Annotated in this window: 12 protein-coding genes; 7 read left to right on the plus strand and 5 right to left on the minus strand. The window is 62.2% G+C overall.

From position 1 onward, the window contains the following. Positions 1-427: 427 nt before the first annotated feature. The 6 genes from ACIQWO_RS00695 (at position 428) to ACIQWO_RS00720 (ending at position 7035) form a co-directional block, all read left to right on the plus strand. Positions 428-775 carry a hypothetical protein gene (locus ACIQWO_RS00695; RefSeq protein WP_402817883.1) on the plus strand — a complete coding sequence of 116 codons (348 nt, stop codon included), beginning with the start codon at positions 428-430 and terminating at the stop codon, positions 773-775. Positions 776-1108: 333 nt separating this feature from the next. Beyond that, the gene (gene mgtA, locus ACIQWO_RS00700) at positions 1109-3862 is read left to right on the plus strand and encodes a magnesium-translocating P-type ATPase (RefSeq protein ID WP_402817886.1); all 2754 of its coding nucleotides are present in this window, start codon (positions 1109-1111) and stop codon (positions 3860-3862) included. Between the two features lie 150 nt (positions 3863-4012). After that, positions 4013-4747, plus strand: a complete 735-nt coding sequence (locus tag ACIQWO_RS00705) for a transporter (protein ID WP_402817889.1) — start codon at positions 4013-4015, stop codon at positions 4745-4747. A gap of 215 nt (positions 4748-4962) precedes the next feature. Continuing rightward, positions 4963-5454 carry an Rrf2 family transcriptional regulator gene (locus ACIQWO_RS00710; protein WP_402817892.1) on the plus strand — a complete coding sequence of 164 codons (492 nt, stop codon included), beginning with the start codon at positions 4963-4965 and terminating at the stop codon, positions 5452-5454. A gap of 253 nt (positions 5455-5707) precedes the next feature. Then, complete coding sequence (locus tag ACIQWO_RS00715) at positions 5708-6007, plus strand: DUF4148 domain-containing protein (protein WP_402817895.1); 300 nt, start codon at positions 5708-5710, stop codon at positions 6005-6007. A gap of 137 nt (positions 6008-6144) precedes the next feature. Next, positions 6145-7035: a cupin domain-containing protein gene (locus tag ACIQWO_RS00720; protein ID WP_402817898.1), complete on the plus strand. Its 891-nt coding sequence runs from the start codon at positions 6145-6147 to the stop codon at positions 7033-7035. A 164-nt stretch (positions 7036-7199) separates the two neighbouring features. Here the strand turns inward: ACIQWO_RS00720 and ACIQWO_RS00725 are convergent, their stop codons facing one another. The 4 genes from ACIQWO_RS00725 to ACIQWO_RS00740 all read right to left on the minus strand — a co-directional run bounded on the left by ACIQWO_RS00725 (position 7200) and on the right by ACIQWO_RS00740 (position 11032). Continuing rightward, positions 7200-8435, minus strand: coding sequence for a porin (locus tag ACIQWO_RS00725; protein ID WP_402817901.1), 1236 nt, complete (start codon positions 8433-8435; stop codon positions 7200-7202). A 220-nt stretch (positions 8436-8655) separates the two neighbouring features. Beyond that, positions 8656-9615, minus strand: a complete 960-nt coding sequence (locus tag ACIQWO_RS00730) for a glycerophosphodiester phosphodiesterase family protein (protein ID WP_402817904.1) — start codon at positions 9613-9615, stop codon at positions 8656-8658. Positions 9616-9675: 60 nt separating this feature from the next. Beyond that, the gene (locus ACIQWO_RS00735) at positions 9676-10434 is read right to left on the minus strand and encodes a DeoR/GlpR family DNA-binding transcription regulator (RefSeq protein WP_402817907.1); all 759 of its coding nucleotides are present in this window, start codon (positions 10432-10434) and stop codon (positions 9676-9678) included. 103 nt (positions 10435-10537) lie between these two features. Continuing rightward, positions 10538-11032 carry an Lrp/AsnC family transcriptional regulator gene (locus ACIQWO_RS00740; protein WP_402817910.1) on the minus strand — a complete coding sequence of 165 codons (495 nt, stop codon included), beginning with the start codon at positions 11030-11032 and terminating at the stop codon, positions 10538-10540. 158 nt (positions 11033-11190) lie between these two features. Here ACIQWO_RS00740 and glmS point away from each other — a divergent pair, with 158 nt between their 5' ends. Then, complete coding sequence (gene glmS / locus ACIQWO_RS00745; protein ID WP_402817913.1) at positions 11191-13020, plus strand: glutamine--fructose-6-phosphate transaminase (isomerizing); 1830 nt, start codon at positions 11191-11193, stop codon at positions 13018-13020. Between the two features lie 924 nt (positions 13021-13944). Here glmS and ACIQWO_RS00750 read toward each other — a convergent pair. After that, on the minus strand, positions 13945-14613 hold the full coding sequence (locus tag ACIQWO_RS00750) for a TetR/AcrR family transcriptional regulator (protein WP_402817916.1): 669 nt from the start codon (positions 14611-14613) through the stop codon (positions 13945-13947). Between the last annotated feature and the right edge of the window lie 35 nt (positions 14614-14648).

The following is a 14648-nucleotide window of genomic DNA, read 5'->3' on the forward strand; positions in this document are numbered from 1 at the left end:
CGAGCGGTCGACGTCTGTGTTGTATTAAGGAGAATTCTGAAGATGTTTGCGATGCAGCATTTATTGCTTGACGCTCCAATTTGGCCTCAGTTACCATCCGCCCTGTCTTCAATTTAAGGGGTTGTCCGTGAATTCCGATGCCAGTAGTCCTCGATCTTTGATCGATTGATTGCCTGAGGATCCACAGCCTTCCCTGTGCCGCGTCCTCATGCAGGATGCGGTGTCTCGCGCCACTTGAACGCTCGCCCTGAGCGTATGTTTCCGGCGCCATTCCCGCAAAAGTTTCCACTGTCGTGCCTGTGATGGGCGTTGTCGTCTTGCGCATGCGTTTTGTGCCGTGCGTTGCAACGATGCGTTCTCGCGAGCCGACCGTCCGTGCCGCGCGCTCACATGCGGCACCGACACTTCGCAGCCATGCGAGGAAATCATGCGAGCTTTTCAAACCTTTCAGGCTTTCCAGAGCCAACCGACGCGCACCACACCGGTGTCGCATCTGACCATCGTTTGCCTGGCCGAGGCCCTCGGGGCCTTGCGCAAGCAGATGTTCATCGATCTCACCGCGCTCGGACTGCGCGCCACGCACGTCAGCATCACCCGCTGGAGCGACCGCGACGAGGCGTCCGCCACCGTCACGCTCGACTGCCCGCAGGGTTCGCGCGCTTCGCTCACGTCGCTCGTCATGCGCCTGTCGGGCGAGCACAGCGTGCGCCGCGTGTTCTGGTCCGACGACGCCTCGCGTCGCGCGGCTACCAAGGGCATGCCCGCGCACGCTTAGTGCCGCGCGGCTGACCGGGCCGCCCCGTCACTGCCGGATAACGCAACGCGTGTTTTTCGGCGTACCGAATCAACAAATATAAGGAGTCCGAAATGGAAGACGGAAGTAGCCGAATGTGGCCCGTCGGGACCGTACCTTTGACGTATGGCTTCCCGGCGGGCGATCCGATGCCAGAACTACCTATTTTTTTGCTTTCACCGACCGCGCGCTGCGCGGCGCGGCTGGGTGCGTTCGCGCTTTTTTTCCGAAGAGATGATCTTCGGTAGCGACTGACGAGACCGGCCGGCCGCACTGCCCATCAAGGGCAAGCGTCAGTCGCGCCAGGAAATCGTCATGACAAATAACCACCGCTCCCGCCATAAGCAGCGCGGCTTCGTCGATAACGCAACAGCGTCCGACCTGCCGCTCTCGGGCCCTGAAGTCGTCGCACGTCTCGCGACTGAACCGCTGCACCAGGTCCTGCATACGCTCGGCACCGATGTCAGCGGCCTGCCGCTCGCCGACGTCGGTCAGCGCCAGACGCGCTACGGCCCCAACGAAATCGCGCACGACAAGCCGCCGCACTGGACGCGCCAACTCGTCAGCGCCTTCAACAATCCGTTTGTCTTCGTGCTGCTCGCGCTCGTCACGATCAGCTTCTTTACCGACGTCTACTTCGCCGATCCGGGCGATCGGGATTACAAGGGCATCATCATCCTCTCGACGATGGTGACGATCAGCGGCCTGCTGCGCTTCTTCTCCGAGTTCCGCTCGCTGCAGGCGGCCGAGAAGCTCAAGGCGATGGTGCGCACCACGGCCAGCGTGCGCCGCCGTCTGTCGGCGTCGGGCAAGTCTGAGCGTCACGAGGTCGCCATGCGTGAGTTGGTCGTGGGCGACATCGTGACGCTTCAGGCAGGGGACATGATTCCGGCCGATCTGCGTCTGATCGAATCGCGTGACCTGTTCATCAGTCAGGCGGTGCTCACCGGCGAGGCGCTGCCCGTCGAGAAGTACGACACGCTCGGTGCCGTGGCGCAGAAGTCGGCGTCCATCGCAGCGGGTGAGGCGAATGCCAGCCTGCTCGACCTGTCCAACGTCTGCTTCATGGGGACGAACGTCGTGAGCGGCACGGCCGTGGGCGTGGTCGTTGCTACCGGTGGCGACACGTATTTCGGTGCGCTGGCGAAGAACGTCGTGAGCCACAAGCGTGTGGAGACGAGCTTCGACCGTGGCGTGAACAGCGTGAGCTGGCTGCTGATTCGCTTCATGCTGGTGATGGTGCCGATCGTCTTCATGATCAACGGCCTGACCAAAGGCGACTGGGTCAGCGCCCTGACGTTTGCGCTGGCGGTGGCCGTGGGCCTGACGCCCGAAATGCTGCCGATGATCGTGAGCGCCAACCTCGCACGCGGTGCTTTGGCGATGTCGCGCCGCAAGGTGGTGGTCAAGCGTCTGAACTCGGTGCAGAACTTCGGTGCGATGGACGTGCTGTGCACCGACAAGACCGGCACGCTCACGCAGGACCGCATCATTCTCGAACAGCATCTGGATGTGGCGGGCGACGAGCAGGAAGATGTGCTGCGTCTGGGCTGGCTCAACAGCTATCACCAGAGCGGCCAGCGCAATCTGATCGACGTGGCGATCATTCGACGCGCGAACGAGATCGGCGAATCGGTACAGCCGCGCGCGTTTGCCAAGATCGACGAACTGCCGTTCGACTTCGTGCGTCGCCGTCTGTCGGTCGTGGTCGCGAACGACCGCGGTGAGCATCAGATGATCACGAAGGGTGCCGTCGAAGAAATGCTGTCGGTGGCCACACACGTGAAGACCCCGCAGGGTGTGCGTGCGCTCGACGACACGGCACGCGCCATGCTGATTGCGCGCGCCGAGGCTTACAACGAAGACGGCTTCCGCGTGCTGGTCGTGGCCACCCGCGACATTCCTGCGGGCGAGACGAAGACGCAGTACAAGACGTCCGACGAGCGCGAACTGACGGTGTGCGGTTTCCTGACCTTCCTCGATCCGCCCAAGGACTCCGCAGCCCCGGCGATTGCCGCGCTGCGCGAGCATGGGGTGACGGTCAAGGTGCTCACGGGTGACAACCCCATTGTCACGATCAAGGTGTGCCGTCAGGTCGGACTGGAACCGGGCACGCCGCTGCTCGGGGCCGACATCGAGCCGATGGACGACGCCACGCTGCGCGAAGTCGTGGGACGCACGACAGTGTTCGCCAAGCTCGCCCCGCTGCACAAGGCGCGTGTGGTCAAGGCGTTGCAGGCCAACGGCCACACCGTGGGCTTCCTGGGCGACGGCATCAACGACGCCCCGGCGCTGCGCGATGCCGACGTGGGGATCTCGGTGGACACCGGTGCGGACATCGCCAAGGAAACGGCCGACATCATCCTGCTGGAAAAGAGCCTGATGGTGCTCGAAGCGGGCGTGATCAAGGGCCGCGAGACGTTCGGCAACATCCTCAAGTATCTGAACATGACGGCCAGCTCGAACTTCGGCAACGTGTTCTCGGTGCTGGTGGCGAGCGCGTTCCTGCCGTGGGAGCCGATGCTGGCGATGCAGTTGCTCATCCAGAACCTGATCTACGACATCTCGCAGATGTTCCTGCCGTGGGATCGCATGGATCCGGAGTTCCTGAAGAAACCCCGCAAATGGGACGCCAGCAACATCCGCCGCTTCATGCTGTGGATCGGGCCGACCTCCTCGGTGTTCGACATCACGACCTATGCGCTGATGTGGACGGTCTTCGGCGCGGGTGCGCTGTATCACGCGCATGGTGGCGATGCCGGTCAGGTCATCATGAATTCGGGCTGGTTCATCGAAGGGCTCGTTTCGCAGACGTTGGTCGTGCACTTGCTGCGCACGCAGAAGATTCCGTTCCTGCAAAGCACGCCTGCGCTGCCGATCATGCTCTCGACGTCCGTCGCCATTGCGATCGCTTGCTGGCTGCCGTACTCGCCGTTTGCCGAGGCGTTCGGCTTCGTCAGCCTGCCGTTCTCGTACTTCTACTGGCTCGTGGCAACGATGCTTGGGTACATCGCGCTGGCGCAGATGGTGAAGACGGTCTACATCCGCCGCTTCGGCCGCTGGTTCTGATTCATGAGCGAAGTCTGAAAGCTCGCCTCACACATTGCAGTTGCAATGCCTCCCGTCCCACTGGGGCGGGGGCGCTGCTCCCACACACTTTGGTCCTGGCGCATGCGTTGGCGTGCCGCCCGGACGGCATACGAAAAAAGAGAACGACTCATGAAGAAGCAACTGATGTATCTCGCGCTGTTCTGCCCGCTCAGCGCGTTCGCGGCACACCCGCTGACCTCCGACGACACGGGCACGCAGGGCGACGGCAACTGGCAGTTCGAGACGAACGGCGAAGTCACTTCGAAGCAGGAGGACATCGGCCGTCAGACGCTCTGGAACAGCACGCTCACGCGCGGTGTCGGCGAGGCGCTCGATCTGTACGTCAACGTGCCTTACACGAATATCCAGAACCGCTCCGAGAGCGCGGGTAGCGGCGTTGGCGACGTGGAGGCGGGGGCCAAGTGGCGCATGTACGACGACGGAGCGTTCAGCATCGGCCTCAAGCCGTATCTGAGCTTCCCGACGGGCAACGATCAGCGCGGACTGGGCACGGGCCGGGTGAACGCCGGTGCAACGTTGCTCGCCCAATATCAGATCGACGACTGGACCTTCCTGGCTAACGCTGGCGGCGCTTATCAGGCGAACCGTCAGGGGCAGCGGCAGGGGGTGTGGAAGGCGTCCGCTGCAGTGCTGTATCGCGTATTGCCGTCGACGCAACTGATTCTGGACGTTGGCACGTCGCAAAACCCCGACTTTGCGCAGAAGACGAACCCGGCCTTCATGATCCTCGGGGCCATTTACAGCCCGACGTCATGGATGGATCTCGACGTCGGCTATCGACGCGGTCTGAACCCGCAAACCTACGACTATTCGTGGATGGGCGGGCTGACGATGCGTTGGTAAGCGCTTGACGGTAAGTCCTTCTGGCGACAGGGGAATTTGCGCGCCGTACGCGTCCGAACATTCTGTAAAAATCGGGTGACGTACGGCGAGTGCGGGACATAAGATGCATGCCGATGCCATGTTAAACTGGCTCGCAAAATCATCAGAGGCGGCGCACTGTGCGCCGCCTGATTCGTTTCCGCTTCCAATCCGCTTTTCGCCTACGTCCGCCGTCGATGCGACTTACCGACCATACCGATTACAGTCTGCGCACCCTGATCTACGTCGCGGTTCATCCCGACGAGCTTGTGCACGTGCAGTCCGTGGCGGACGCCTTCGACATTCCCAAGAATCACCTCGTGAAGATCGTGCAGAAGCTCGGCCAGTTGGGCTTTCTGCACACCGTGCGCGGACGCTCGGGCGGCATTCGTCTGGGCCGCGCGCCGGAGCGCATCGGCCTCGGGGAAGTGGTGCGCGCGATGGAACCCGATTTTGCGATGGTGGAATGCTTCCATCAGGGCGATAACGCATGCGTCATCACGTCGGCGTGCCATCTGCGCGGCGTGCTGGGCGAGGCGCTGCGTTCGTATTTTGCGGTGCTCGACCGCTACACGCTGGCCGATCTCGTCAACCAACCCAATGTGTTGCGCCGTCTTCTCGGTGACGCAGCGGCGGCGGTCGTCCCGGTCTCGGACATCAAAGTCAGACGGCGGACCACCAGCGTCTAAGACGCTGCGCGAGCGCCACAATCCCCCCTTTTTCGGCCATCCGATCAGCGTTCGCTATCGATGCTATAGCGCGCGCCAATCACGTTCGTCAGAACTGGACGAATGGTCGCATCTTGCAGACGTCCTGCCGTGCAAGCCGCGCTGTCCTTTCGTAATCTCTAGTCATGCCCGCTAGCGCTCCCCCGGTGATTCGGATGGACGCACAAGGGAAAACGACTTACGGCACACGCTGCCGACCGAAAGGAGTTTCATCATGAACGCTCGTATTTTTGCCGCCGCCCTTATCGCCACCGCATCGCTGACTTCCGCTTCGGCTTTTGCCGAAACCCAGACCGCAGACGCCGGTCAACCCGTTGCTTCGCAAGGTGTGACCCGCGCGCAAGTGCTTGAAGAATTGCGTGTAGCACGCGCATCGGGCCAACTGGATCAATCGCTGCAAACGTATCCGTCGCTGCTGCAACAAGGGGCGTCCGTTGGCCGCTCGCGCGCTGAAGTGCGTTCGGAAATCGGGACGGCTACGCCGGTTGCCGCTGCCGCCGACAACCGCGCCTGATCGCGTGTCGGGTGAACAAGTTAGTTGAGCTTCTGCCAAGGCATAACAAGGGCAAGGAGCAAGGCGAGGGACGGTCCAAGCAAGGGTTGCATAAATCCTCCATAATCGGCGCACCGGGTTATTTCGATGAGTGCGCCATGGACCGGCTCTCCACCCTGATTTCGAATTTCGGCGTTCGCGCCGGTGTGTTTCATAGCGGCGGCATGTGCGGCATTGCCAGCTATGGTGTCGACGCCCACGATGGCGGTCACCTGCATTTGCTGCGTTCGGGCGAAGTTGCGCTGGTGACGGAAGACGGTGTGCGGCAGCAGATTGCCGAGCCGTCGCTGATTTTCTTCCCGCGCCGCAACCATCATCAACTGCTCTCAGGCGAAGCGGACCGCACGGAACTGGTGTGCGGGTCGTTGTCGTTCGACGGTGGCCACAACAATCCGCTCGTCGCGGCACTGCCTGAGTTCCTCGTTCTGCCGACGAAATCGCTCTCCACGCTCGAACTCACACTGAACTGGCTGTTCGCAGAAGCGTTCGGGCAGAGCTGCGGACGGCTGGCCGTCATGGACCGCCTGTTTGAGCTGCTCGTGATTCAGTTGCTGCGCCACGTGCTTGAGCATCGCCTGGTGAGCTTCGGCATGCTGGCCGGGCTGGGTGATCCGCGTCTCGCGCGCGCCCTGAATGTCATCCACAACCAACCTGGCGAAGCGTGGACGGTCGAGTCGCTGGCGAGCACTGCCAACATGTCGCGCGCGAATTTCGCGGCGCAATTTCGTGAAGTGGTTGGGCAGTCGCCTGCAGACTATCTGCTGGACTGGCGCATCGGTCTGGCGCAAAAGCGTCTGCGCGACGGTCAGCCGATTGCTCGCGTGGCGGAGGAGGTCGGGTACGACAGCGCGTCGGCGCTCGCGCGCGCCTTCCGTCGCAAGACCGGCTGCAGTCCGCGCGACTGGCTGCGTGCGCAGATGCACGCAGTCACGACGTTGCCGCGTCCGCGCGTAGAGATTGTGCCCGCGCTGCCTGCGCAGGCGGCTTAGTCCGGACGCTGGCGCCGCTCATTCTTTGCGGCTGTTTTCCGGCGATGTCCGATGGGTGCCCCTTTGCGCAAGGCGAGAGGCATCGGACGGGGCAGGATGCGATTTGCTCTGCCTGGCAACGGCCGGGACCATCCCGGCCGTTGCGCTCAACAAACCTTCCCGCTTTAGAAGACGTGGCTCACGCCCAACCGCACCACCGTCTGCGAGTTGGTGGCGGACGACATGCCGTTTGCGGCGTCGCCGACCGAGGCCGTCGCGTCGATCACGTTGCCGAAGGCGTCGAGCGTGCTGCCCGAGGCCTTCTGGTAGCCCGCCAGCGCATACAGCTCCGTGCGCTTGGACAGGTTGTAGAACGCCGCGAGGTTGAACTGGTGATACTTCGCGCCCGAAGCGTTCGCCGCCGGGGCGTTCACGTTCGTGAAGCTATAGCCGCCGCCCAGACGGAAGGCGTTCGTAAAGCGATACATCCCCAGCACGCCGACCGTGTCGAACTTCGCCGTGCGTGTGAAGCGCGAGTACGTGCCCGCCGAGTATTCGGTGTGGCTGTAATTCGCGCCCAGCGTGGTGTCGCCGATCTGGTAGGTCATCGACGTGGCGATCACGTCGCGCGCTTTGGCGCTGGCGTAACCGGCGTTGATCGACGAGGCGAAAGCCGACTCGGACGAACCTGCCCAGCTACCGATGGTCGTGTCCGTGGCGCTCGCCTTGTCGTTGTTGGCGTGCGAGAAGCCGACGCCCCACGTCAGCGGGCCGTTCGCGTACTGACCTGCGAGGCCCCAGGTGTTCTGACGTCCCATCGTGCCGGGCTGCCCGCCGAAGCCGTACATCGCCCCGAACGTGAAGCCGCCCCATGTCGGCGAGCGGTACTTGACGCTGTTGTTCACGCGCGAGCTGTGGTCGAGGTTGTCGACGTCGCCCGGGTGTGCGGCAACGCCCGAGAGCAGCGCGGTGCCGCCGACGGAGCCGACGAGATCGATCAGCGGATCGTACTGACGGCCGAGCGTAACGGTGCCGTACGCTTTGTCCTGCAAGCCGACATAAGCGTGACGGCCGAACTCTGCGCCACCCTGACTGGCCGTGCCGTTGCCGAGGTTGAAGCCGTTCTCGAGACGGAACAGCGCCTTCAGGCCGCCGCCGAGATCTTCCGTGCCCTGCATGCCCCAGCGGCTGCCTTGCCAAGTGCCGCTCTGGAACGCGTAGTTCGATGCGCCGGTCATGGTGGCCGGGCGACCGGCTGCGCCTGCGCGGGTGACGGTGGCGACATTGCTGGCGTAGCCGACGCCGCCGTCGACAATGCCATAAAGCGTGATGTTGGACTGGGCGTGCGCGAGCGTAGCGGCGCCGCAGCCGATGACCAGTGCGACGGCACGGGCGAGGGGCGAGTGGACGAAAACCTTCATGGCGTGTTTCCTGAGCGAGGTAAGGCTAAAGGGTGAGGCGCGTCCCGGTGTCGTGTCCCGGGATTTCGCGTCACATGAGAAATTAGGAATCCTAAAAATATGAAGCTCGACTTTCCGCATGCGTAAGACGAAGGATCAGCGGGAAGTCGGATCGCGCGTCAGATATCGACGCGCAACCCGGGCGTTACGTTGTTGCGTTGTTCTGTCTTGAATGCGCGTATTACTTCGCGGCGTCTTTCCCCTGATTCGCCAGCGCGGCGCGCAAACGCGCCGGGGAGTCCGTCATCACGGCGTCGAAGCCCAATTGCGATGCGGCTTCGAAGTCTTGCGGCGTCTCGACACCGAAGGCGACGAGGTGCACGTCGCCACGCGACTTGAAGCACTGCACGGCGGCCGGTGTCCACCAGTTTGCGACGATCTTCGACACGCCTTCGCCGAGTGTGAAGCGCTCCACCACTTCGACCTGACGATGAAATTCGATGCCTGCCCACGTGCCCGGGGCGGGTGGCGTGGTGCACTGGCCCGCGAGGGCGGCGGCGACCAGACGATTGCGTGTGGCGTCGCGCGACTCGAAGAGTTGCGCTTGCGGACGGCGGGCGCGCATGCGGTCCGTCGCCTCCGCTTCCGTCGAGTAGAGACGCACGCGGGACCAGGCGTTCGTGTCGTCGAGCACCTTGATGACGGCTTCGACCAGCGGTGCGGCAGGCGTCTGCTTCATGTCGAGCAGCACGGGCACGTTGGCGGGCACGGCGGCCAGCGCTTCGCGCAGCGTGGGGATCGGCAATGGGTGGTCGCGGAAGGGGTAGACGGTCTGGCCGTTGGCGTCCTTGCGGGAGAAGGTGTAACCGGCGTTGAGCTTCTTCACGTCGGCGTAGTCGAGATCGGCGAGCTTGCCGCGACCGTCAGTCAGTGCCGAGACATCGGCCGGTCGGTACATCACGGGGACGCCGTCGTGCGTGACCTGCACCGTCATCCACAACGCCTGCGCGCCGTTTTGCAGCGCGTTGGTGAAGGCTTGCACGGTATTTTCGGGGGTGTCGCCGGTACCGCCGCGATGCGCGACGATCAACGGGGCGGCGCTGGCGGCAGACGATGCAAGTGCACCGAAGACGCAGGCGAAGGCGGCCACGCTAATGGCGGCGAGGCGGACGGTGGAAGCGCGAAACGAAGCGGATGACATGATGTGCGGTCTCTGGCGAGGGCGTGAGCGATGAGTGTCGGGGCGTTCGAAGCGGTCTGATCAAACGACGAGAATTTCGGGCGAGTCCCCGCAAACGCGATGGCTCAGCGGGTCGGGCAGCGGGGCGTCGGTAATGACGAGATCCTGCTCGTCGAGTTGCCCGCCGCGCACGCTGGGCCTGCGGGTGAACTTGTAGGCGTCCGCAACGAGAATGCGATAGCGGCTGGCGTCGCGCAGCGCTTCGCGTGAGGCCGCTTCAACGCGGTCGTAATCGAGGAGCGTGCCATCGTCGTCGATGCCGCCCACGCTGTACACGCCCACGTCGGCACGATAGGCGCGAAACAGTCGGTCGGCTTCGTCGCCCAGAATCTCGGGGTTGGGCGAGCGCAGTTCGCCGCCGGGGACGATCACACGATGTTCCGGGTTGCTCGCCAGCACCAGTGCGGCACGAAGATTGTTCGTGATGACGCACAGACGTTTGCGATGCACGAGCGCCACGGCCACCTGTTCCGGCGTGGTGCCGATGCCGAGCAGAACGGTCGCACCGTCCGGAATGCGTTCGGCCGCGGCGTGCCCGATGCGCAGCTTGCCTTCGAGGTTGCGCACGCGACGCACTTCATAGGGCTGGTTGGCACCCGGCGTCATCAGACGCGCACCGCCGTGATAGCGGCGCAGCACATTCGCGTCGCATAGCGCATTCACGTCGCGACGAATCGTCTGCGTGGCAACGCTGAAGTGCTCGGCGAGGGCGTCGACACTCATTTCGCCGTGCTGGCGGAAGAGGGCGACGATGCGGGTCTGGCGGTCTGAAAGGTCCATCGGGCGGTCGTGATGTGCACATTCGTTCTGGAATGGGCGCCACTTTGACAGCCGAGAGTGACATTCAAATGACGATCTCGAATGTTCAAATGAACATTTTCGTTCAGCGGGAAAGGTTCGGATGAGCGGGCGTCACAGGCGCATTCGCTTCGAACTTCGCGCAGCGCGTGGAAAAGAAGGTGCGCACGTTGCGAATGTTGGCTGAGCTTTTGAAGAGCCGCCGGGCGAGTTCGTCATAGGCGGCCATGTCGCGGATTTCGGCAATGACGACGAAGTCCGGCCCCGGTGAGACGCGATAGCACTGCGTGACGGCCGGTTCGTCGCAGATGTAGGTCTCAAAGGTGTCGTAATCCTCGGCGGTCTGCCGGTCGAGGCTCACTTCGACGACGGCCGTCAGTGTCGGGCCGAGCTTCGCAGCGTCGACGATAGCGATCTGACGGGCGATGACACCCGCTTCCCGTAGCGCGCGCACACGTCGCAGGCAGGTGGGGGCGGACGCGTGCACCCGCCGCGACAGTTCCAGGTTCGAGATCGACGCGTCCGTTTGCAGTGCGCCGAGGATTCGCAAGTCCAGATCGTCGAGGGTGAGGCTTGTCATGGGATTGTCGGGCGAGTGAGAAGATGTGAAATTTAATTTCATATGTGTATGTGAATGAATTTAAATTTCACTGAATATGAAAAATTGACGATTAATTTCAATGCGTCAACTCTACCATCGCTTCACTGGCTGGCAACGAATCATTTCGGAGAGGCGTTATGTGTGGAATCATCGGCGCGGTCGCGCAGCGGGACATCGTTCCGAACCTGGTCGACGGTCTGAAGCGTTTGGAGTATCGCGGGTACGACTCTTGTGGCGTCGCGCTGTATCGCGAGCGTGAACTGGTGCGTGCACGCAGCGTGGAGCGCGTGGCGAATCTTCAGGACGAGGTCGGCCGACTCGGTCTGACGGGATACACCGGCATCGCGCACACGCGCTGGGCGACACACGGCAAGCCGGTCACGGACAACGCGCATCCGCACTTCTCGCCGAACGCCGAAACGCCGCGCATTGCGCTCTCCCACAACGGCATCATCGAGAACCACGAGGAACTGCGCTCGGTGCTTGAGGCGCAAGGTTATGTCTTTGCGAGCCAGACGGATAGCGAGGTCATCGCGCATCTGATCGATCATCTGTACGACGGCGACCTGTTCGAAGCGGTGAAGTCTGCGGCCGCCCGGCTGTGCGGCAGCTACGCGATTGCGGTGATCTGTCGCGACGAGCCGCATCGTCTCGTCGGTGCGCGTGACGGCATGCCGCTGATTCTCGGCGTGGGCGAGGGGGAGAACTTCATCGCGTCCGACGCCATCGCGCTAGCCAACGTCACCGATCAGATCGTGTATCTGGAGAACGGCGATGTCGCGGACGTGCAACTGCATCGCTACTGGATAGTGGATGCGCAGGGGCAGCGCGTCGAGCGGGCGGTGAATCGCGTGGCGGCGCATAGCGGTGCGGCGGATCTCGGACCGTATCGCTATTACATGCAGAAGGAGATCTTCGAGCAGCCGCGCGCCGTGGCCGACACGCTGCTGGACGTGACGTCGATCATGCCGGAATTGTTCGGCGATAACGCGTGGCGCGTGTTCAACGCGGTGGACTCGGTGTTGCTACTGGCTTGCGGTGGGAGCTACCACGCGGCGCTCACAGCGAAGTACTGGATCGAGAGTCTCGCGCAGGTGCCGGTGAATGTGGAGATCGCGAGCGAGTATCGCTACCGAGACAGCGTGGCGAATCCGAAGACGCTGGTCGTCGCGGTCTCACAGAGCGGGGAGACGGCAGACGTGCTCGGCGCGGTCCACGTCGCGAAGCAACGCGGCATGTTGCACACGCTGGCGATCTGCAACGTAGCGACGAGCGCACTGGCGCGCGAGTGTGCGCTGACGTTCTTCACGCGGGCGGGGGTAGAGATTGGCGTGGCGTCGACCAAGGCATTCACGACGCAACTGGTGTCGCTGTTCATTCTGGCGCTGACGCTGGCGCAGAGTCGTAACCGGTTGTCGGACGAGGACGAGCAGCAGCATTTGAAAGCACTGCGTCACTTGCCGGATGCGATTGCCAAGGTGCTGGCGCTGGAGCCGCAGATCATCGCGTGGGCGGAGCAACTGACGCGGCGTCAGGACATTCTCTTCCTAGGACGCGGCCTGCACTTTCCGGTCGCGATGGAAGGGGCGCTGAAGATGAAGGAGATTTCGTACATCCACGCGGAGGCTTATCCGGCGGGGGAACTCAAGCACGGGCCGCTCGCATTGGTCAGCGACGAGATGCCGGTGGTGGCAGTCGCACCGAACGACCGTCTGCTGGAGAAGCTGAAGTCGAACATGCATGAAGTGAGCGCGCGTAACGGCAAGCTCTACGTCTTCGCCGACAGCGATTGCGGGCTATCGCCGGGACCGGACATTGAAGTGATTCGTTTGACTGAACACTACGGCTTGCTGTCCCCGATTCTCCACACCATCCCGATGCAGTTGCTGGCGTATCACGCAGCCGTCGCGCGTGGCACGGATGTGGACAAGCCGAGGAATCTGGCCAAGTCGGTGACGGTGGAGTAGGTGCCGACGAGGGCGTCCAGCAGATGGTCTAGCGCATCTACAGATTGCAGTTGAGGTGATATATTCGTCGGGCTTCAGGCGGGCAATAAGTCATTAATCCAAGGCGTCCCGAAAATTCGAGGGTAATCAATGCTGAGAATACTTTGGCTCTTGCTTATCGTAGCAGTGGTGTCTGGGTGCGCGTCAGTCGCCAGTCCCGAAGTGGCTGCGGACTCAGAGACAGCGGAGCGTATGCTTTTGGCGGATCGATATCAAATCCAAAATGCTTGTTTGGATGATGTGAGCTCAGTCGGAATCTCTTGTGAAGATGCTTTTCCGGAGCGCGATAGAGCATCCAAAGTAGCCAAACGCCTTCCGTCGTTTGAATCAATGGGATGGTGCGTTAACAGGCTTCTTCCCGTACCCACAGATCGAAAGAGTCTTCCTGAGTTGGCTTTGGGCAGTTATTTCTGTGGGCGGGTGTTGATTGATCGACGGATAGATGCCACAGGCACTGAGTACTACGTGGCGCGGACCGTTGTCATGCGCTCCCTTGGTCCGTCGACGGTGCGAGCGCTCGAAGTCTCGAGCGGAAAGGACGATATCGTGTGGGCCGCACTTAGCAAGTTCATCGCAAGTGCTCCCCTCGGTAGTGCGCGTGCGGAGGAATATATGAAGGTTGCCCGAGCGCGACACGAAGCGGCGGAGGCGCAAGCCGCCTATCTGAAATCTGACGAATACAAGCGCGCTCAAAACAACGAGGCAATCAAATCGTGCCGTGAAACGATATCCTACGCTCGGGGTTTGATTGCAGAAGACGACAGAGTGGCGAAGATCTCCGGATACCATAACAAGCGTGTACGCGAGGACGCCGCACTGACGATAGTCAGATGCGAAGACGTTTTAACCCAATTGGGTGCAAAGCGATAGAAGTACTCGCGGCGTCTAGCCCTTTTTTACCTTCGCTGAGGTCCGAGGTTTCTTTGGCGCAGACGCCTTTTCATACGGCGTCGTCGTCACCAGTCCCCACAGATAATCCAGCGCCTGATCGTCGGTCATCGGGGGCGCGCCGGTGACGGCCAGCGCATCGTTGGTTTCCATGTTGCTGTGCAGGAAGTACTGGATCAGACCGCCCATCGTCACCATGAGTAAACCGGCGGGCACGTCACCACGGATATCGCCAGCGTCCTGAGCGGCTTTCATCACGGGCACGAACATCTTGTTGAGCTGTTTTGAGCGCGCTTTGCGTTCGTCCTCCGGCGCACCCAGCACGCGCCAGAGCTGGAAGCGAAGCGCCTGCGGATGCTCGCGCCAGTAGCGCATGTATGCCGCCACCATTTGCCGCGCACCTTCGCCGGTGCCTTTGAGTTCGGGCGCAATGGACGACGTGATCGCTTCAACGAACTCTTCCGAAATGCGTTGACCCACGAGGTTCCACAGATTTTCCTTGTCCGTGAAGTGATGGTGGATCAACGCTGCCGAGAAGCCGCCTTCCTTTGCGATCTCACGCGTCGTTGCCCCGTCGAAACCCCGTCGCGCGAACACCGCAAGTGCCGCCTCAAGAATGCGGTCACGGGTATCGACAGTGGTATAGATTCGGCGCAACTCGGACATGCAAGACTCCCGATAGATGATGGACTCAGCGACAT

Origin of the sequence: Pandoraea sp. NPDC090278, assembly GCF_044772185.1 — a bacterium.
Taxonomy (GTDB): Bacteria; Pseudomonadota; Gammaproteobacteria; order Burkholderiales; family Burkholderiaceae; genus Pandoraea.